The 17884-nt window shown below is 68.1% G+C and carries 15 protein-coding genes, 3 tRNA genes and 1 pseudogene; 13 read left to right on the top strand and 6 right to left on the bottom strand.

The features are described 5' to 3' along the window. Nucleotides 1-378: 378 nt before the first annotated feature. A pseudogene (locus tag IRZ30_RS17160) lies at nt 379-534 on the top strand (nuclease); the annotation flags it as partial. A gap of 103 nt (nt 535-637) precedes the next feature. Here IRZ30_RS17160 and IRZ30_RS08785 read toward each other — a convergent pair. Continuing rightward, nucleotides 638-720, bottom strand: a tRNA-Leu gene (locus tag IRZ30_RS08785). Nucleotides 721-767: 47 nt separating this feature from the next. Further along, a tRNA-Gly gene (locus IRZ30_RS08780) sits at nt 768-843 on the bottom strand. 297 nt (nt 844-1140) lie between these two features. Between IRZ30_RS08780 and IRZ30_RS08775 the strand changes: the two genes are divergently transcribed. From IRZ30_RS08775 to IRZ30_RS08760, 4 genes are all read left to right on the top strand, one after another. After that, nucleotides 1141-1614 (top strand): GatB/YqeY domain-containing protein, encoded by a 474-nt coding sequence (locus IRZ30_RS08775; RefSeq protein WP_294084571.1) that lies wholly within the window; start codon nt 1141-1143, stop codon nt 1612-1614. Between the two features lie 183 nt (nt 1615-1797). Then, nucleotides 1798-3894: an HDIG domain-containing metalloprotein gene (locus IRZ30_RS08770; protein WP_294084570.1), complete on the top strand. Its 2097-nt coding sequence runs from the start codon at nt 1798-1800 to the stop codon at nt 3892-3894. A gap of 3 nt (nt 3895-3897) precedes the next feature. Then, nucleotides 3898-4359, top strand: coding sequence for an rRNA maturation RNase YbeY (ybeY, locus tag IRZ30_RS08765; protein WP_294084569.1), 462 nt, complete (start codon nt 3898-3900; stop codon nt 4357-4359). Then, nucleotides 4346-5374 (top strand): glycosyltransferase, encoded by a 1029-nt coding sequence (locus IRZ30_RS08760; RefSeq protein WP_294084568.1) that lies wholly within the window; start codon nt 4346-4348, stop codon nt 5372-5374. The genes ybeY and IRZ30_RS08760 overlap by 14 nt, the downstream gene beginning before the upstream one ends. On the opposite strand, the gene IRZ30_RS08755 is transcribed toward IRZ30_RS08760, so the two are convergent. After that, nucleotides 5351-6583 carry a CinA family nicotinamide mononucleotide deamidase-related protein gene (locus tag IRZ30_RS08755; RefSeq protein ID WP_294084567.1) on the bottom strand — a complete coding sequence of 411 codons (1233 nt, stop codon included), beginning with the start codon at nt 6581-6583 and terminating at the stop codon, nt 5351-5353. The two genes, IRZ30_RS08760 and IRZ30_RS08755, sit on opposite strands and share 24 nt — an antisense overlap. Before the next feature lie 120 nt (nt 6584-6703). Beyond that, nucleotides 6704-6776: transfer RNA gene (locus tag IRZ30_RS08750), tRNA-Arg, on the bottom strand. Between the two features lie 153 nt (nt 6777-6929). Here IRZ30_RS08750 and IRZ30_RS08745 point away from each other — a divergent pair. The 3 genes from IRZ30_RS08745 to IRZ30_RS08735 all read left to right on the top strand — a co-directional run bounded on the left by IRZ30_RS08745 (nt 6930) and on the right by IRZ30_RS08735 (nt 10287). Further along, nucleotides 6930-7247: a hypothetical protein gene (locus IRZ30_RS08745; RefSeq protein ID WP_294084566.1), complete on the top strand. Its 318-nt coding sequence runs from the start codon at nt 6930-6932 to the stop codon at nt 7245-7247. A 52-nt stretch (nt 7248-7299) separates the two neighbouring features. Continuing rightward, nucleotides 7300-7968 carry a haloacid dehalogenase gene (locus IRZ30_RS08740; protein ID WP_294084565.1) on the top strand — a complete coding sequence of 223 codons (669 nt, stop codon included), beginning with the start codon at nt 7300-7302 and terminating at the stop codon, nt 7966-7968. A gap of 96 nt (nt 7969-8064) precedes the next feature. Next, on the top strand, nt 8065-10287 hold the full coding sequence (locus IRZ30_RS08735) for a transglycosylase SLT domain-containing protein (RefSeq protein ID WP_294084564.1): 2223 nt from the start codon (nt 8065-8067) through the stop codon (nt 10285-10287). An 89-nt stretch (nt 10288-10376) separates the two neighbouring features. Here the strand turns inward: IRZ30_RS08735 and IRZ30_RS08730 are convergent, their stop codons facing one another. After that, nucleotides 10377-10808 (bottom strand): bacterioferritin, encoded by a 432-nt coding sequence (locus IRZ30_RS08730; protein ID WP_294084563.1) that lies wholly within the window; start codon nt 10806-10808, stop codon nt 10377-10379. A gap of 169 nt (nt 10809-10977) precedes the next feature. Between IRZ30_RS08730 and IRZ30_RS08725 the strand changes: the two genes are divergently transcribed. Beyond that, complete coding sequence (locus IRZ30_RS08725) at nt 10978-12189, top strand: MFS transporter (protein ID WP_294084561.1); 1212 nt, start codon at nt 10978-10980, stop codon at nt 12187-12189. 105 nt (nt 12190-12294) lie between these two features. On the opposite strand, the gene gcvPB is transcribed toward IRZ30_RS08725, so the two are convergent. Then, a complete protein-coding gene (gene gcvPB, locus IRZ30_RS08720) occupies nt 12295-13764 on the bottom strand; it encodes an aminomethyl-transferring glycine dehydrogenase subunit GcvPB (RefSeq protein WP_294084559.1) in 1470 nt (489 codons plus the stop codon). Between the two features lie 198 nt (nt 13765-13962). Between gcvPB and IRZ30_RS08715 the strand changes: the two genes are divergently transcribed. The 4 genes from IRZ30_RS08715 (at nt 13963) to IRZ30_RS08700 (ending at nt 17686) form a co-directional block, all read left to right on the top strand. After that, a complete protein-coding gene (locus IRZ30_RS08715) occupies nt 13963-14595 on the top strand; it encodes a DUF1707 domain-containing protein (RefSeq protein WP_294084557.1) in 633 nt (210 codons plus the stop codon). 86 nt (nt 14596-14681) lie between these two features. Next, nucleotides 14682-15695 (top strand): DUF1385 domain-containing protein, encoded by a 1014-nt coding sequence (locus tag IRZ30_RS08710; protein WP_294084556.1) that lies wholly within the window; start codon nt 14682-14684, stop codon nt 15693-15695. 49 nt (nt 15696-15744) lie between these two features. Further along, nucleotides 15745-17259, top strand: a complete 1515-nt coding sequence (argH, locus tag IRZ30_RS08705) for an argininosuccinate lyase (protein WP_294084555.1) — start codon at nt 15745-15747, stop codon at nt 17257-17259. Further along, nucleotides 17216-17686: a GNAT family N-acetyltransferase gene (locus tag IRZ30_RS08700; protein ID WP_294084553.1), complete on the top strand. Its 471-nt coding sequence runs from the start codon at nt 17216-17218 to the stop codon at nt 17684-17686. Before argH ends, IRZ30_RS08700 begins: the two co-directional genes overlap by 44 nt. Nucleotides 17687-17884 lie beyond the last annotated feature (198 nt).

Raw genomic sequence — 17884 nt, 5'->3', positions numbered from 1 at the left:
TGTACATACACTGGCAGCAAAGCAGCCTGGTGACGACGTCTGCCAGCGGGCCTGTTGGCTTGGCTCATCGACGCACCGGCGCTTGCGTCCTTGGCGCGCGGGTGTGGGCGGTTCGGCGCGACGTCGTCGGCTCAGGGGCCGACGGAGAGTGCGTCAGGGTTTGGGAAGCGCTGCGGCGACATGGGCAGACGGGGATGGTGTTTCGCGGCGCTCGCTGTACCCGCCGCCGAATGAACGCGGTTGGTCGCGAGCGGCGTGGTGCCCGGGGAGAGAATCGCGATGGGGCGTGTTCGAGCGGCTCGCTGGCTCATCCTCTGGCTGGTTGCCGTGATCATCACGGCCGGTTGTGGCGTTACCGTCCCATGGAAGCGGGACAACTGCCATCCGAGCTATCCCACCGTCTGTATCCCACCCCCACCGCCGGACTTGGACTGCAAGGATATCCGAGCTCGACGATTCCTCGTGCTGCCGCCCGATCCGCACCGGCTCGACGCGGATTGGGACGGGATCGGATGCGAGCGGTTCACTCGGTGAGACGTGGCTGCCCGAACTTGGCGACCGGGCTGAGGCACTAGGGACTCGGGTCGACCCACGCAGGGTCGGCCTCGAATGGCGCGCTCGTGCGGTGATCTTGGGGTGCGGAAAGTGGGATTCGAACCCACACGGGCCTCAGCCCAGCGGTTTTTAAGACCGCAGCGTCTGCCGTTCCGCCATTTCCGCCTGAATACGAGAAACCGGACCTCGATCCCGAGGCCCGGCTGACCCTGTGGAGCGGAAGACGGGACTCGAACCCGCGACCTTCTCCTTGGCAAGGAGATGCTCTACCAACTGAGCCACTTCCGCTTGCGCGGCGGTCATCCCGCCGCCGGATCGCCCATATTGTACTCCCCACTTGCAGGAGCGTCAAGGATCGATCGGCGCCCGCGCCGAAGGGGAAGGGGACAACGCGGAGTAGCGAGGGTGCGTTCGGACGCGGCGTGGTTGCGTTGACGGGTACTTGACGACTCGACTATAATGCCATGAACCGCGCGGGCCAGACCGAAGTTCTTGGCATGGCCTTGACGGTACGGCCTGAGCGCCCGCGCGCTGTGGACCACTCCGCGCGCACCGTTACGCGATCAGCAGTGGTGTCAACGGACGATGAGTGAGCTTGCTACCCGGCTCCTCGACGATCTCAAGGCGGCCATCCGTGCGTCCGATACGACGCGGCGGGATGTGTTGCGTTACCTCCGCGCCGAGGTGCACAACGTGGAGATCGAGCGCGGTCGGCCGCTGACCGACGAGGAGATCGTGAGCATCATCCAGCGGCAGATCAAGCAGCGGCGCGACGCCATCGAGCAATTCGCGAAAGGCAATCGGCCGGACCTGGTCGAGGCGGAGACGCGGCAAATCGAGATCCTGCAGGAGTACCTCCCGCCGCCCCTCACGCGGGAGGAGCTACTGGCCCTGGCGCGGGAGGTTGCCGGGGAATTGGGCGCGTCCGGCCCGAAGGACATGGGGCGCGTGATGCCCGTGGTGCGCGAACGCGTGGGCGCCCGTGCCGAAGGCCGCGACATCGCCACCGCCGTCCGAGAGGTGCTGGCGGCCGAAGGGGGCTCATCCGCCGCATCCTAAGCGCTGGGTGAGAGTGGCGCGACGGTCGCTGGGCCGAGGCGCCTGGTGGTTTACGCCCAGTGCGTTCCTGGCGGAACTATGACTACATCATCTCTCCCGACCGACAATAGCCTTATGCGCGGCGGCTGGCTAGCACGTCGAGGTGGCGCTGATGCCTCGCGGCGACGGCAGTCGCTCCAACTCGTGGCGTTCGGGCTGGGGATGCTTGCCGTCCTCGTGCTGATCCTGTACGCCACCTGGGAGTCCGACGCGCTGACGCTCAAGGTCGGGCAGATCGCTGACCGTACCTTGAAGGCGCCCCGTACCGCGACCTTCGTGAGCGAAACCAGGACCGAGGCGAAGCGCCAGGAGGCCTACGACGATGTCCGAAACATCGTCCTGCGCACCGACCCCGCGGTGGCTCCTAACCAGACCGCCGCGCTGCGCCAAGCGCTGACGGCGATTGACACCGTGCGCTCCGATCGGGAGCAGGACCGCACGCGTGCGGTGGATCGGATTCGCGGCGCGGTGGAGGGGCTGACCGCCGAGGAGGCTCAGGCGATCCTGTCGCTCTCCGATGAGAGCTGGGCTAAGGTCCGGGCTGAGGCCGAGCGGCTCCTTGACACCACCCTGATGAACCAGATCCGTGCCGAAGACGTGGCTGAGGTCAAGGAACAGATGCTCAGCCGCGCCAGCCTCTTGCTGTCCAACTCGGAGCGGCAACTCGCCGCGGCCCTGAGCCGGCCGTTCGTCCAGGCCAACGTCCACGTGGACGAGGAGCGGACGCGGGCGGCGCGGGAGGCGGCCGCGCGGGCGGTCGAGCCGGTCTACGTCACGGTGCAGGAGGGCGAAGTCATCGTCCGTGACGGGGACCCGGTGACCCGCGAAGCGATGGAGAAGCTGGAGTACTTCGAGCTCCTGTCGCCCAGCGAGACGTGGGAGCAGTTCTTCGGTGTGGTCGGCCTGCTGCTGTTGCTGACCGCTGCGCTGGTGCTCTACCTCCACCGCATCGCTCCCGCGGATTGGCAGGCGCGGCATCTGATCCTGATCGGGTTGGTGATCCTGGTGCCGGTGATTGTGGGCCGGTTTGTGCTGGGCCACCCGGATCTCCGTTACATGTTCCCGGCGGCGGCCGCGGCAATGTTGCTGGCGATCCTGATCGACTTCCAGATCGCGGCAGTCATCGGCGGCGTCATCGGACTCTACCTGGGCATCATCTCGGGTACGTCGTACGAGATCGCTTTCATCACGTTCGTGGCGAGCGTCGCGGGCTCGGCGGTGATCTGGCGCGCCGACCGGACGATGACCTTCCTCTGGGCCGGCGGGGCCGTGGCGCTGGCGACCGGCGCGGGTGCAACACTCTTCGCTCTCGTGTCCGGCAACCTTGACATGATGCGGTTCGGAAGCCTGGTCGTTGACGGGGCGGTGAACGGCGCGCTCGCGGCGAGCCTGACATTCCTGTCCTTCAGCCTCTTCGGCCGGGTGTTTGGGATCACCACCCATCTCCAGTTGCTGGAGCTGGCACACCCGAACCAGCCGCTCCTGTACCGACTGGCTCGTGAAGCCCCCGGGACATACCACCACAGCATCGTGGTGAGCAACCTGGCGGAGAGCGCGGTGGAGGTCGTCGGGGGCGATCCGCTCTTCACTCGGGTGGCCGTGCTCTACCACGACGTCGGGAAGGTGCTGCGCCCCAGCTTCTTCGTGGAGAACCAGGCGAACCGTGCGAATGTGCACGAAGCGCTCGACCCCCGCACCAGCGCTCGCATCATTCAGGAGCACGTCCTGGACGGGGTGCGGCTGGCACGCAAGGCCCGACTGCCGCAGCCGATCATCGACGTGATCCAGCAGCACCACGGCACGACCTTGATCAAGTACTTCTACAACCGCGCCCTCAACTCTGGGGAGGATGTGGAGGAATCGGAGTTCCGCTACCCAGGGCCGCGGCCGCAGACGCGGGAGGCCGGGATCATCATGCTGGCCGACAGCGTCGAGGCGGCGGTGCGCTCTGCGGCGCAGGCGGGACGCCTGTTTGAAGAGGGCGCCAAGGGGAACGGCGCCGGCGGGGAGCGGCGAGCCGGGAAGCTCGCTGAGATCGTCGACAGCGTGATCCGCGAGCGATTGGACGACGGCCAACTCGACGAGTGCGACCTGACCCTGAAACAGATCGAGCAGGTGCGCCAGACGTTCATCTCGATCCTCGAGGGGATCTACCACCCACGCATCGAGTACCCGGAACTCAAGCGCGTCGCCAGTGCCCCGCTCGCCCCGGAGGCGGCCGCGACGGAGGCGCCGTCGTAGGCCATGCCGGAACTCGGGTCTCTCACGGTCGAGCTCACCATCAGCCCGGGCGCGCCCTCCCTGAATCAGGAGCGACTGCGGGCGCTGTTGGCTTTCGCCGCCCGCCACGAGGGGCTTACCGGGACCGTCGGCGTCTGGCTCTGCACCGACGAGGAGATCGCGGACCTGCACCTGCGATTCATGAATCTCCCCGATCCTACCGATGTCCTGACCTTTCCTGCCGACGTCACCGACACCGACGGCCCGTACCTCGGGGATATCGCCGTTTCCTTCGACACCGCGGCCGAGCAGGCGGTCGATGCGGGACACTCGGCCCAGCGGGAGATCGCCTACCTGTCGCTCCACGGCCTCTTGCACCTTGCGGGGTACGATGACCTCACGCCGGAAGAGCGGGATGCGATGCTGCGGCGCCAGGATGAGCTCATCGCCGCGTTCGAACGGGAGCAGCCGGGTGAGTGGGGCTAACGCGCTGTCGGTCAGCCTGATCCTGACGGTCAAGGACGAGGCGGACAACATCGACGACCTCATGGCGTCGATCGCCGGGCAGACGCGCCCGCCCGATGAGGTCATCGTCGTGGACGGCGGGTCGACCGACGGCACCGTGGCGCGGCTTCGCGCCTGGGAGGGTCGATTGCCACTGCGGGTAATCGAAGCACTCGGGGTGACGATCTCCCAGGGGCGCAACCTGGCGCTGTCGCAGGCGACCGGGGATGTCGTGGCGGTGACCGATGCCGGGGTGCGGCTCGACCCGGCCTGGCTGGCGCGGCTGATCGAGCCCTTCACCCGGGCGGATGAGCAGCCGGACGTGGTTTCCGGCTTCTTCCGGGCCGATCCGCGCACCCTCTTCGAGCTGGCCCTCGGGGTGACCACGCTGCCCGACGAAGCAGAGATCGATGGGACTCGGTTCCTGCCGTCGAGCCGGTCGGTCGCGTTTCGTCGCTCCTGGTACCTGGCCGGGATTCGCTACCCGGAGTGGCTGGACTACTGCGAGGATCTGATCTTCGACCTGCGCCTCAAACGGGCAGGCGCGCGATTCGTCTTCCAGCCAGCAGCGTTCGTCTGGTTCCGGCCGCGTCCCTCCGCACGAGCCTTCTGGCACCAGTACTTCCGCTATGCGCGCGGCGATGGGAAGGCCGGGCTGTTCGCCCGGCGGCACGCCGCACGGTATCTGACATACGGCGTCCTGGTCCCCCTCGCTGTCTCGGGGAGATGGCCGCGTGTGACACAGGCTGCAGCGGTTGGGGCGCTGTGGTACATGCGCCAGCCCTGGCTGCGCCTTTGGCGGAGGCGTCGGGATCTGCAACCGCGGGATCTGGCGGCCGCGGCGGCCCTGGCGCCGCTGCTGCGCTTCATCGGCGATGTGGCGAAGATGGCCGGCTACCCGGTCGGGCTCGTCTGGCGGGCGCGCCGCTACGGCCTGCGCGCCACCTGGCGGGACATCCCCGAAGTGTCGGGCTCAGACGGCCCCGCCAAGCTCTGAGCGGAGTACCACCCACAGGAACTCGGCGGCCCACAAGCCGGCACGGCGGCGGATCTCGCGCGGGATACCCTTGACCTGGTGCTCGCGCCGATGGGCACCAAATGGGCCGTTGATGGCGAGCGCGATTTCGCCGCGGGTGTCGTCCAGCGTTTGGCCGGAGATGAGGCGCACCGCGATCGCGAGACCGTAGTCGGCATGTAGACGTTCGCGGATCAGTTGCGCTTCGCGATCGGCGAGGGCTGCGGGGCTGCCGGGAGCGTTGGCATCGATTCCGGCCTCCGCCGCGGCGTGTTCGAAGGCACGGACGACCCCACCGTCGTAAGCGACGATCGCCGCCGGTTCCTCGGCGAGGAGCCCGGTCATCCGGCCGCCGCTCCCATCCTCTGCAATCGCCAGCGTGTGTCCTCTGGCAGCTAGCGGTGCCAGCAAGGCGGCGCCGAGCGAAGTGTCGTCCTCCCCATAGATGTACTCGCCCAGCACCTCGCGGATCTCCCGCTCCGCCGCTTCGACCGCTGCTGCGGCGCGAGCGCGATCGGGGGCGCTGGCGGTGATGCGCACGTGGACGCCGTCGTTCTTGGCGTAGGTCGCGATGATCGGATATCGCCGCTGGATGATGTCCACGATCAGGCGCTCAGCGGCCGACTCCCCGATCCCGATGGTCTTCAGGGTACGTGACACCACTGCCCGGTCACCGAGGTGGGGGAGGAGGCGCGGCACGGCTTGTTCCCGCCACATGCGCATCATCTCCCGCGGCACGCCGGGCATGCTGACGATCACGTGGCCGTCTCGCTCGACGAACCAGCCCGGCGCGGTCCCCATCGGGTTCGGCAGCGCCTTCGCCGACGGGATGAGCCAGGCTTGCTTGGCGTTCTGCTCCGGCATGACCAGCCCGCGGGCCGCGAAGTAGTCGGCGATCCCCCGCAGCAGGTCGGGGTCGACCGTCGTCGTCTCACCGAGCAACGCGGCGACGGCCTCCCGCGTCAGGTCGTCCTCGGTGGGGCCGATGCCGCCGGTGGTCACGATCAGGTCGGCGTCGTCCCAGGCTCGGCGCAGGGTCGTGAGGATGCGCGGGAGCGAATCACCGACCTGGCTGACGCCGACGAGTTCGATGCCCAGCGCCGCCATTTCCTGCGCCAGGAAGGTGGCGTTGGTGTCCGTGAGGAAGCCGTCGAGCAATTCCGACCCGACGGAGATGACCACCGCGCGCATGCGTGCCTCCGCTTCTGCCGCACCCGAACTCGCGAGCGGCATGATAGCACGTCGGCGTGGGGTCGGTGATGTGGGATGAGAAAACGAGGAGCGGAGGGGTAGATGCCCCTCCGCTCGTCGTACCCTCGGAGGGATTCGAACCCCCAACCCCTTGGTCCGAAGCCAAGTGCTCTGTCCGTTGAGCTACGAGGGCAGGCGACCGCGCAGCGGCGCTGTCGCGATCTCTCATGAGAGTATAGCATAGCGAGGCGGGCGGACCGCGCCCGCGGCATCGATCCCGCTGTGCAGCGTCGTGGAAGGCGACTGCTCGCTTCCAACCCATGAGGTGGAAACAGGGAGGTGCGCCATGGCCCCAGATCGACGATTGGTTCCCATCGTAGCAGGGCTGCTGCTCGGGGTGGTGGGCTGGCTGGTAATGCGCCGTGGGGGTGCTCCCGATGCGCCGGACACTGAGCCCGAGAGTGAGGCTGATCCGAACGTCTTCGCTGGTCTGTTTGAGGAATTTCCTGAGACGGATAACCCGGACGTGGTCCGGATGTTCCTTGCCTGGCGCCTCGCCGAGCGGCTCGCGGGCATGACGGCGGACGGCGCGCCCCAGGACGTCGAGAAGCACCTCAAGCGATTCGGCGAGCTCTACAAGACCATCGCGCGGCTGACCCGGTGACAGGCCAGGCATCCGGCAGCGTTTGTCGGCCGGAGGGGAGGGATAGGGAAGCGTGGAGTTGGACCTCAACCGCATCGCGTCGATCGGGGAAGCAGTCATCGTCCGCCTGGAGGGGATCAACGCCGCTCGCGAGCGGGCGCTGGCGGAGAGCCGGCAGATCATCCGGCTCAGCGCGAACGCCGTGCGAGCCGTTCACCGCAACGAGTTCGATGTCGCGGAGGATCTCCTGCGGCAGGCGCAGGAGCTCAAGGACGCGCTGGTCAGCCATCTGGCCGACTACCCGAGCATCTACTGGTCGGGCTACGTGCAGGACGCACACAAGGAATACGCGGAGGCGCGGATCACGCTCGGGGTGATCAGCGGCCGGGAGATCCCCGATCCCGCGCAACTCGGTGTGGAGGATGCGGTCTACCTGAATGGCCTGGGGGAAGCAGTAGGGGAGTTCCGGCGCTACTGCCTGGATGCGATGCGGCGCGGCGATCTGTCACGCGCGGAGGTCCTGCTCCGGGTGATGGACGAGATCTATGGATTGCTCGTCTCGGTGGACTATCCGGATGCGGTCACTGGCGGGCTGCGACGCACGACCGACATGGTGCGGGGTGTCCTCGAGCGCACGCGCGGTGATCTGACCCTGGCACTCCAGCAACAGGCGCTCACCGAAGCGTTGGGGCGCGCCGAGACGCTCCTCCGCGAGCAGGGGCGAGACGGGGACAACGCCTGACGCGCGGCCGTTCGACGGCGAATGGTCTAGTTGCCGCGCCAATGCCGGTTTGCTAGCCTCTAGATCGCTATTTGGCTAGGCAAATGCGGAGCGTTGATGGTCCGAGCCCCGCTCACACTGGTTTCGGTCTGCGTCCTGCTCGTCGCCGTCGTGGTCGCCGCGATTTCAGGCGTGCCTGCACGGAATGGTGAGACGCCGCCCGTTGTGCGCGAGGGCGCGCAGGATCGGGGCCTTGGCGCGGGAGCGGCGGAGCTGGCTCCGGCACGCCGGATGCTGGCCGAAGGGGACGCCGAGGCCGCGGCCGCGTCGGCGCGGCAGTTCGTGGGGCACGCGTCCCCTGAGCTGGATGCCGCGGCGCGGCTTGTGCTGGCCCGGTCGCTCCTGGCGATGGGGGAGGCTCGCGAGGCGCTCGATGTCCTGGCCGCTGTGCGAGACGGAAAGCGGTCACCGGCCATCGCTGCGGCCGTGAATCTGTCGCGCGGGCGGGCGCACGCGGCGCTGGGCCAGACGGCGAACGCACTGGACGCCTACCGACGCGCCGCGGAGCTGGATCCCAGCGTCGAGGTGTACGCCGCGCTGGGCAGCATCGAAGCGCTCCGTGCCAGTGGGCAGCTCGGTGCAGCACGGGATGCCGCTGTGGAGGCCGCGGACCTTCCAGCTATCCGGCGGACCCAGGTGGCCGTGCTGGAGGCGCTGCGCGAGATTCAGTCGGAACTTGACGACGGCGACGGGTATCTGTCGACGACGCACCGCCTCCTTGAGCTGGCGACGCTCCCGCACTACCGTGCCCAGTTGGCGTACCAGGCGGGCCAGTTCGAGCTTCACGTCGACCGACGGGATGCGGCGATCCGCGACCTGGCGGCGGCCGTCAGCGCGGCACCGGACAGCGACTCAGCAGTCGCGGCGCTGGACGCGCTCATCGCACAGAACGCGGTGGATGCCGTGGATCCGCTGGAGCGCGGGCTGGTGCTCTACCACGCCCGGCGGGATCAGGAGGCGATCACCGCGTTCACCGAGGCGCTGCAGAGCGATCCGGCCAACCACGACGCGCGCTACTACCGCGGACTCAGCCGTGCCCGCGCGGGCAACGTGCCGGGAGGCGTGGAGGATCTCCGCGAAGTCGCGCGCGGCACCCCTGACCGCGAGCTGGCGGGGCGGGCGCTTGAGCAGGCCGCGAGGTGGCTGGAGAGCGCCGGGGACGATGCCGGGGCGCAGGCGGCCTATGAGGAGGTGCTGGCCCAATACGGGGACACCGAGGCAGCCGCAGCGGCGCGGTTCCGCCTGGGCTTCATGCGCTACCTGGAGCGCGATTTCGGGACGGCGCTGACGATCTGGGCGGACGGCGGCGACGCGCGGGTGCAGTTCTGGCTGGGGAAAGCTCGGGAGATCGCGGGGGACGCCGCGGGTGCGCGAGCGGCGTGGGAAGAAGCGACGCGGCTGGACCCGAATGGCTACTACGGTCTGCGCGCCGCTGAGCTGCTCGGGGCGGAATCCGCCGCGAGCACGGGCGAGATACGGGATGACGCGGTCGTCGGAGATGCCGTCTGGCGCGAGTTGGCGCCATGGTTCCAGGAGCGGGGCCTGGACCTACCCACTGAGCGGGCGGCACGGGAGGGCGAGCTGCGGCGCGCCGTGATTCTGCTCGAGGCCGGAATGACCGACGAGGCTGGCTGGGAGATCAACGCGCTGGCCGCGGAACACGACGGGTACGCGGAGCGCCTCGTCGCGATCGCCGGTGTGCTGGCGGCGCGCGGGGAGACGGCAGCGGCGGCGGAAGCGGTGGCTCCGCTGGTGAACGCAGAGGAAGAACAGAAGTGGAGCCTGCCTCCGATTCTGGAGCGGCTGAGCTACCCCATCCCATATCTGGATCTGCTGTCCGAGGCTGCGCGGCGGCAAGGCGCAAACCCGTTGCTGCTGGCAGCGCTGGTGCGGCAGGAGAGTGGGTTCAACCCGCATGCGCGTTCCTCGGCGGGAGCGCTCGGCCTCGCGCAGATCATGCCGGAGACGGGACAGGAGATCGCGCGCCGGCTGGGATGGCAGGATTTCAACCCGCGGGATCTCATGCGGCCCGAGGTGAACCTCGAATTCGGTGCACGATACCTGGCTGAGCGAATGGAGCGTTACGACGGGCACCTGTTCGCGGCGCTCGCGGCCTACAACGCCGGGGATGGTCCGGTCAACGAGTGGCTCGCCACCCCCGGTGCGGATGATCCCGACGTCTTCGTCGAGTTGATCCCGTATCCGGAGACGTACGAGTACGTGCGGCGGGTCTACATGAACTACCAGCTTTTCAGCCGTTTGTACGGTCATCTCGGGTAATGGCCGGGCGTGAGAGCGCGACGCACGAAACGGCGGGTACGGCGATGCCTGCCGTACCCGCAGCATCGGTGCGATCGTTGAGTTGGGATCTAGACGACGGCCGGGTGCTTGGCCAGGAGTTTCTCGACCTCTTCCTTGTGGCGGGTCTCATCGGCCACCTGGTCCTCAAGCTGCACCTTCAAGCCGGTGTCGCCGAACTCCTCCGCCTGCTTGATCCGCTCGTTGTAGTCGGCAATGGCCTGCTTCTCGGCCTCGAGCACCAACTCCAGCATCTGGCGGCTGTCCGCGGCGGTCTTGACCGGGCGCGGCTCGGTGGTCGGTTGTCCGCCCAGCGAGGCGATCTTGTTAGCCAAGAACGTCGCGTGCCCGAGCTCGTCGGGAATCTCGTTGGCGAAGAACTCGCTGAGCTGCGGCCGATCCAGGCCGGTGACGGTGGCGCTGAAGTGCAGGTACTGGATGATGGCGGCGAGCTCGCCGGCCAGGTCGCTGTTCAGTCCGTCGATCAGTTTCTGCTTATCCATACGCGTCTCCCCTGCAGTCTGCGGACAACTCGGCGCGCTGATGCTTCCCGCTTTCGCACGCTCCATGCAGATCACGTTACGGCTCACCACATTGCAGGATCCGGGCCACCTCCGGGGGGCGGCGTCGGGTGTGATACGCTGCCCGGGGGAGACGGGGTGAGGTGCGCGGGTGAAGGTTGACACAGGTGAGGGGACGGGGACCGGCCGGGTCGCGAGCGAGTGGTCGATCCTCCGAGCGCTGATCGTCACGATGATCGTCAACCAGACGGGCGTAGTGATCATCAGCCCGTTGGTTGTGGACATCGCCCAGACGTTCGATGTGTCGGTATCGGCCGCGGCACAGCTACGGACGGCGTCGGCGCTGGTGTCGGCGATCCTCGCACCGTTTGTCGGGATCGCTTCTGAGCGGCTCGGCAGCCGCCCGCTGATTATCGGTGGCCTGGTCGGCGTCGGGTTAGCCGGACTGGGGAGCGCGCTGGCTCCCACGTTCGGCGTGTTGGTGGCGGTGCAGGCAGCGGGCGGCCTCGGCATCGCCGCCCTCCTCTCGATGGGCTTCGCTGCGGTTGGCGAGTACTTCCCGCCGGAACGGCGGGCATGGGCGATCGGTATGGTCACGATCGGCCAGCCGCTGGCGTGGGTCGTGGGCCTGCCGCTGATTGGTTTCCTGGCCGACACGTTCTCCTGGCGTGCGAGCTTCCTCGGGGTGCCGATGGCCTTCAGCCTCATCGGTCTCGCCTTCGCGCTGCGCCTCCCGGCGCCGCGATCGACGACGGCGCGCGAGCCGGGAGCGCGGCGAGCACAGGGGGGATCGCTGAAGAGTCTGATCCGTGACCACTCCGCCGTCTTGTGGGTCATCGCGGAGTTGAGTGCATACACCGGGTGGGCGGGCACGCTCACGTTCCTCGGGGCGTTCTACATCTCGCACTACGGCCTGAGCGCGGGGCTGGCCAGCCCGCTGCTGTCGCTGACGGCGCTCGGCTTCGTTGGTGGGAGCCTGATCGCCCATCGGATCAGCCAGGGGCGCCGGATGCCGGTCGTCGTGCTGGCCGCGGCGGTGTTATCCGCAACCTTGCTGCTGGTCGCACTGGGCCGGCCGTTGACCCTGCCGCTGGCGGTGGTGCTGCTGACCGCGTTTGGGCTGAGCCAGGGGGTGCGGGGAGCCACGTCGAGCTCACTTGGTCTTCAGCAGTCGCCAACCCACCGGGGGACGTTGATGGCGCTCCGCGCGGCGGTGGTGCAGTTGGGGTACGTGATCGGCGCCATCGGGGGCGCCCTGCTGCTGCCGATCGGCGGGTACGCGCTCGTCGGGGTGGGTGGCGCGGTCCTCCTCCTGGTCGGCGGGACCATGACCGCACTGTGGGTCGAGGAACGGCCCGGCTAGGGCCGCGGCACGAGCGCGCATGGGCCAGCGGTCGTAATCGTCACGAATGGAAACGGGAGGGCATCTTGCCCTCCCGTTTGCGTGCGATGCGTTTCTCGTGCCTGGCTAGTCGGCGGCGGCGGGCGTTGCCTCCTCCGGCACCCAGCGCAGGTTCAGTTGCCGGTTGGCGCGCACCTCGTCGAGCCGCTTGAAGAACGTGTTGTGCGGCGCGGCGTGGACGAACTCGGGATTCTGCTCGGCCTCGTCCGCGATCTGGTGCATGACGTCGATGAAGTAGTCGAGCGTCTCGATGCTCTCGGTCTCGGTCGGCTCGATCATCAGGGCCTCATCGACGATCAGCGGGAAGTAGACCGTCGGCGGGTGAACGCCGAAGTCGAGCAGCCGCTTCGCGATGTCGAGCGCGCGCACCCCGTTCTTCTTCTGCCGGTTGGCGCTAGCAACGAACTCATGCATGCACCGCCGGTCGTAGGGCACCTCGTAGCGGTCCTTGAGCCGTGCCTGGAGGTAGTTGGCGGCGAGCACGGCGTCCTCGCTGATCTGCCGCAGCCCCTCCGCGCCGTGCATCCGAATGTAGGTGTAGGCGCGCACATGCATGCCGAAGTTGCCGTGGAAGGAGTGGATCTTGCCGATCGACTTCTCCGGCCACTTCCAACGGAAGGACGGCTCTTCGCCCTCGACCCGCTCGACCACCGGACCCGGCATGAACGGGATGAGGTGCGACTTGACACCGACCGGGCCGGCGCCGGGGCCGCCTCCACCGTGCGGGGTGGAGAAGGTCTTGTGCAGGTTGAAGTGCATGATGTCCACGCCGAGGTCGCCGGGGCGGGCGATCCCCAGGATGGCGTTGAAGTTGGCGCCGTCGTTGTACACCAGGCCGCCGGCCTCGTGGACCAGGCGGATGGCCTCGTCGATGTTCTCGTCCCAGAGGCCCAGCGTGTTCGGGTTGGTGATCATCAGCGCCGCGGTGTCCGGGCCGACCAGTTCGCGCAGCTTCTCGATGTCGACATTGCCGCGCTTATCCGAGGGGACGGTGACGACCTTGTAGCCGGCCATGGCCGCGGTCGCCGGGTTGGTACCGTGCGCCGAGTCGGGGACGAGGACGGTGGTCCGCCCGGTGTCACCGATGCTCTCGAAGTACGCGCGAGCGATCAGGATGCCGGTCAACTCGCCGTGGGCGCCGGCCGCGGGCTGGAGCGTGACGGCGTCAAACCCGCTGATCTCGGCCAGGTAGGTCTGCAGCTCGTACATCAATTCGAGCGCGCCCTGCACGGTCTCCTCGTCCTGGAGCGGGTGGATCTGGGCAAACCCCGGCAGCCGTGCGGCCAGCTCATTGATCTTGGGGTTGTACTTCATCGTGCAGGAGCCGAGGGGGTAGAAGCCGGTGTCGACGGCGTGGTTGAACTGCGAGAGACGCGTGTAGTGCCGGATCACGTCGATCTCGCTCACCTCCGGCAGAGGCAGGCTCTCGCGGCACAGATCGGTGGGAAGCTCAGCCTCCGGCACGTCCAGGGGCGGCATCGATACGCCCTGCCGGCCCGACTTGCTCAATTCGAAGATCAATGGCTCCGTTCGCATCCCCATCCTCCATGTCACCCCGCGCCGGGCATCGGTTATCCTCGTCGGCGCGGGGCCAGGATAGCATTGCGCTTCGGGGTGGGCAAGCGTGGCGCCGGCGATCTCACGCGGGTGCCCGCGAGGCGGGGTATACTCCGGTGCAGCCGAATATCATGTTCGCTGCCCCGGAGAGGGCAGACTCGCCCAAGGGAGCGGCTCATGGACGACGCACGTGTCAGCGATGCGGAACGGGAGCGTGCCCTCATCCTCCTTCGCCAGGCGACGGTCGACGGGCGCCTGACAACCGAAGAACTCCTTGAGCGGACCGAGGCGGCGCTCACCGCCCAAACCCGGGGAGAACTTGCGGCCGTTACCCGTGACCTCGGCCGGAGCGCCCTACCGGCGACGCGGCTGCCTGCCACCAGGCGGATCCAGGCAGTCCTCGGGGAAACCAAGCAGGCTGGACACTGGCGCGCCGAGGGACAGGTGGACGTGCTCGCCGTCATGGCCGACTGTAAGGTCGATTTGCTCGACGCCGAGATCGTCGGCAGCGAGCTGGTGCTCCAGGTCAATGCGATCATGGCGGATGTGAAGATCTACGTGCCGGAAGACGTACCGGTCGTGCTGGAGGCGGCGACGGTCCTGAGCAGCGTCAAGGAGGACCGAGCGAATGTCGACCCGGCCCCCGACGCGCCCACCATCCGCATCACCGGCTTTGCCCTCATGAGCTCGCTCCAGGTTGTCGATGAAGAGGTGCCTCTCGTGGACCGGCTGAACGACATGTTGTACGGGCGCGGGCACCGACGAGCGCGGCGCCGGGCGGCGCGTGCCACCGAGCGCCTCGACCGCTGACCCTCGGCACCGTGCGACCCCGCTCCCTCTGGTACAATCACCCGGCATGCCGGCCCGTGCGCACGCGGAATTGATGAGGAACAGCCATGTCGGATCGAACATCCTACGGCGGTCAGGCGGTCATGGAAGGCGTGATGATGCGAGGCCGCCGCGACATGGCGATTGCCGTTCAGGCCCCCAGTGGCGAGATCGCCGTCTACCACGAGCCGCTGTCCGGAAGTAGTTGGGCACAACGAGTTCGCCCGCTCCCGCTTATCCGCGGCGTGTTCATGCTCTGGGACACGATGGTTCTGGGTATGCGCGCCCTCGTCTTCTCCGCGAACGTCGGCCTGACCGAGGGGAAGCTGGCGGAGCAGGAACGGGACGACGCCGGAACGCTGACCGGGGCCGCCCTCTGGGGCACGGTGGCCGTCTCGCTCCTCTTCTCCATCGGACTGTTCTTCGTGGCGCCCCTGGCGGTCGTCGGGTTCGTCGACCGCTACATTAGCAGTAGCGTCCTCAGCAACCTGATCGAGGGTCTGATCCGACTGGGCCTGCTGATCGGCTACATGCTGTTCATCGGCCAGCTCAAGGACATCCGCCGGGTCTTCGGCTTCCACGGCGCCGAACACAAGGCCATCAACGCCTACGAGGCGGGTGATCCCCTGGACGTCGAGCACGTGCGGCGGCACAGCATCAGTCACCCGCGCTGCGGCACCGGGTTCCTGCTGATCGTGGTGCTGCTGTCGGTGCTGGTGTTCGCGCTGCTGGGGCGGCCGCCGATGTTCTGGCGCATCGTGTCCCGCATTGCGCTGGTGCCGTTTATCGCCGCACTCGCGTATGAGTTCATCAAATGGACGGCGAACCATATGGACAACCGGCTCGTTCGGCTGCTGGTCGCCCCGAGTATGGCGTTGCAGCGGCTGACGACCCGCGAGCCGGACGACGGCATGATCGTCGCGGCGATCGTGTCGCTCAAGCGGGTGCTCCTGGCCGAAGGGACGATCTCCGCCGACGAGGTATTCGTCCCCGGCGTGGTCCCGGTCGATGAGACGGGGCAGGTGCTGGAGCCGGAGCGGATCCCGGTGTCGGCCGAGCCCGCGATCGAGGCGAGTTCCTGAGCGTGACGACCGGCCGGCTCGCGGCCGGCGCGAGGTGGGGAGGGTTTCGGTGACCGAGTCGCAGCCCGGTGGCGCGGCAGGGAAGCTCTGGGGCGGCCGCTTCAGCCGCCCGACCGATGCGCTGGTCGATGAATTGAATGCCTCGATAGGCTTCGACCGGCGCCTTTTCCGTCAGGACATCATGGGCTCGATCGCCCACGTGCGCATGCTCGCCCGCCAGGGGATCATCCCGTCCGACGACGCGGCGCGGATCGAGCAGGGCCTGCGCCAGATCTACGATGAGATTCGTCGCGGCGAGCATGAGTTCCGGCTGGCGGACGAGGATATCCACCTCAGCGTCGAACGGCGCCTCCGCGAGATCATCGGCCCGGCTGCCGGGCGGCTCCACACCGCGCGGAGCCGGAACGACCAGGTGGCGCTCGACTTCCGCCTCTGGACGCGCGAGGCACTGATCCGGATCGCGGCGGGCCTCACGGACACGATCGGCGCGCTGCTGGAGATCGCCGAGCGTCATCCCGACGCGATCATGCCGGGCTACACGCACGTCCAGCGCGCTCAGCCGGTGCTCCTGGCGCACCACATGCTCGCCTACGTCGAGATGTTGTTCCGCGACCTGGACCGGCTGCGCGACGCCTACCGCCGGGTGAACCTGTCGCCCCTCGGGGCCGGTGCGCTGGCGGGCGTCACCTACCCGATCGACCGGCAGTTCGTCGCCGACCTGCTCGGGTTCGACGGCGTCTGCGCCAACAGCCTCGATGCCGTCTCCGACCGCGACTTCGTGGTGGACCTGTTGAGCGCCTGCGCTCAGATCATGCTGCACCTATCGCGGCTGGCCGAGGAGATCATCCTCTGGTCGAGCAGCGAGTTCGGGTTCATCGAACTCGACGACGCCTTCGCCACTGGCAGCAGCATCATGCCCCAGAAGAAGAACCCGGATGTGGCGGAGCTGATCCGGGGCAAGACCGGCCGAGTCTACGGCCACCTGATGGGGATGCTGACCGTCGGCAAGGGCCTGCCGCTCGCCTACAACAAAGACCTGCAGGAGGACAAGGAAGGCGCGTTCGACACGGTCGACACGGTGCTGCTCATCCTGCGCGTGCTTCCGCCGATGCTGCGCACGACCCGGTTCCGCACCGACCGCATGCTGGCCGCGGCCGGGGAGGGCTTCACGCTCGCCACCGACGTGGCGGACCACCTGGTGCGGCAGGGGCTGCCGTTCCGCGAGGCGCACGAGATCGTCGGGCGGGTGGTGGCCTACTGCGTCGAGCAGGGGAAGGATCTTCCCGATCTGACGCCCGAGGAGTGGGGTCGGTTCTCGCCGCTCCTGGTCGAGAGCCCTCCGCCGCTGACGCCGGCCGATGCCATCGCGGCACGGGAGATGCTCGGCGGGACGGGTGCGCGCCATGTGGCCGACGCCCGGATCGCGGCGGCCGCCGCGCGCGATGAATGGGTCCGCTGGGTTGATGGCCGCGCCGAGGCGCTGGCCGCCGTCTCCCGGCGTCTCGGGCTGGAGGACACTGATGACGGCCCTGAAGGGGGAGCAGGAGACCGGGCGTCGCGATGACGCGGTGCGCACCTGGGTCGTGACCTCGCTGGCGGAGATGGCCGAGGTCTACGCGATCCGGCACGAGGTCTTCGTCGACGAACAGCATCTGACGCGCAGCGTGCGCGACGACCCGGACGACCGCTACAGTGTCCACGTGCTTGGCGCGGTGGACGGGAAGACAGTAGGCACCGGCCGGATCACCTTCTACGGCTCCGAGGCGCAGATCGTCTGGGTCGCGGTGCGCAAGCCATACCGCGGGCGCGGCGTCGGCCGCGCGATCATGGAGCACCTGCTGCGCCTGGCGCGGGAGCAGGGGAGCCGCATCGTCACCCTCAATGCCCAGACCCACGCGCTCACCTTCTACGAGGCCCTCGGATTCCGCCCCATCGGGCGGCGCTTCTTCATGGGCAACATCGAGCATCAATACATGGCAAAGGAGATGTGAGGGGGAGACTACCTTTCACCCCCCGGCCCCCTCTCGGACGGAGCCCACAAGGGGAGAGGGGGTGTATGTTTGGCATGCAGATGATTCGGATTGAGGGGAGGGTGCGATGGCGACGCTGAAGATGGTGCCGGAGGAGAATGCCCCGGAGGAGGTGCGGGCGGCGTACGAGCTGATCAAGGCGGGCTTCGGGGCCGGGCG

It is taken from the genome of Sphaerobacter sp., assembly GCF_019683595.1.
Taxonomy (GTDB): Bacteria; Chloroflexota; Chloroflexia; order Thermomicrobiales; family Thermomicrobiaceae; genus Sphaerobacter.
Note: the sequence above shows the minus strand (reverse complement) of the source record. Positions and strands in the feature narration are given on the sequence as shown.

What these genes read in the sequence shown, in the direction of transcription:
- IRZ30_RS08775 (WP_294084571.1), top strand. Translation starts at nt 1,141, where the DNA reads ATGAGTGAGCTTGCTACCCGGCTCCTCGACGATCTCAAGGCGGCCATC.
- gcvPB (WP_294084559.1), bottom strand. Translation starts at nt 13,764, where the DNA reads ATGCGAACGGAGCCATTGATCTTCGAATTGAGCAAGTCGGGCCGGCAG.
- IRZ30_RS08710 (WP_294084556.1), top strand. Translation starts at nt 14,682, where the DNA reads ATGTCGGATCGAACATCCTACGGCGGTCAGGCGGTCATGGAAGGCGTG.
- IRZ30_RS08745 (WP_294084566.1), top strand. Translation starts at nt 6,930, where the DNA reads ATGGCCCCAGATCGACGATTGGTTCCCATCGTAGCAGGGCTGCTGCTC.
- IRZ30_RS08715 (WP_294084557.1), top strand. Translation starts at nt 13,963, where the DNA reads ATGGACGACGCACGTGTCAGCGATGCGGAACGGGAGCGTGCCCTCATC.
- IRZ30_RS08735 (WP_294084564.1), top strand. Translation starts at nt 8,065, where the DNA reads ATGGTCCGAGCCCCGCTCACACTGGTTTCGGTCTGCGTCCTGCTCGTC.
- IRZ30_RS08700 (WP_294084553.1), top strand. Translation starts at nt 17,216, where the DNA reads ATGACGGCCCTGAAGGGGGAGCAGGAGACCGGGCGTCGCGATGACGCG.
- IRZ30_RS08730 (WP_294084563.1), bottom strand. Translation starts at nt 10,808, where the DNA reads ATGGATAAGCAGAAACTGATCGACGGACTGAACAGCGACCTGGCCGGC.
- IRZ30_RS08755 (WP_294084567.1), bottom strand. Translation starts at nt 6,583, where the DNA reads ATGCGCGCGGTGGTCATCTCCGTCGGGTCGGAATTGCTCGACGGCTTC.
- ybeY (WP_294084569.1), top strand. Translation starts at nt 3,898, where the DNA reads ATGCCGGAACTCGGGTCTCTCACGGTCGAGCTCACCATCAGCCCGGGC.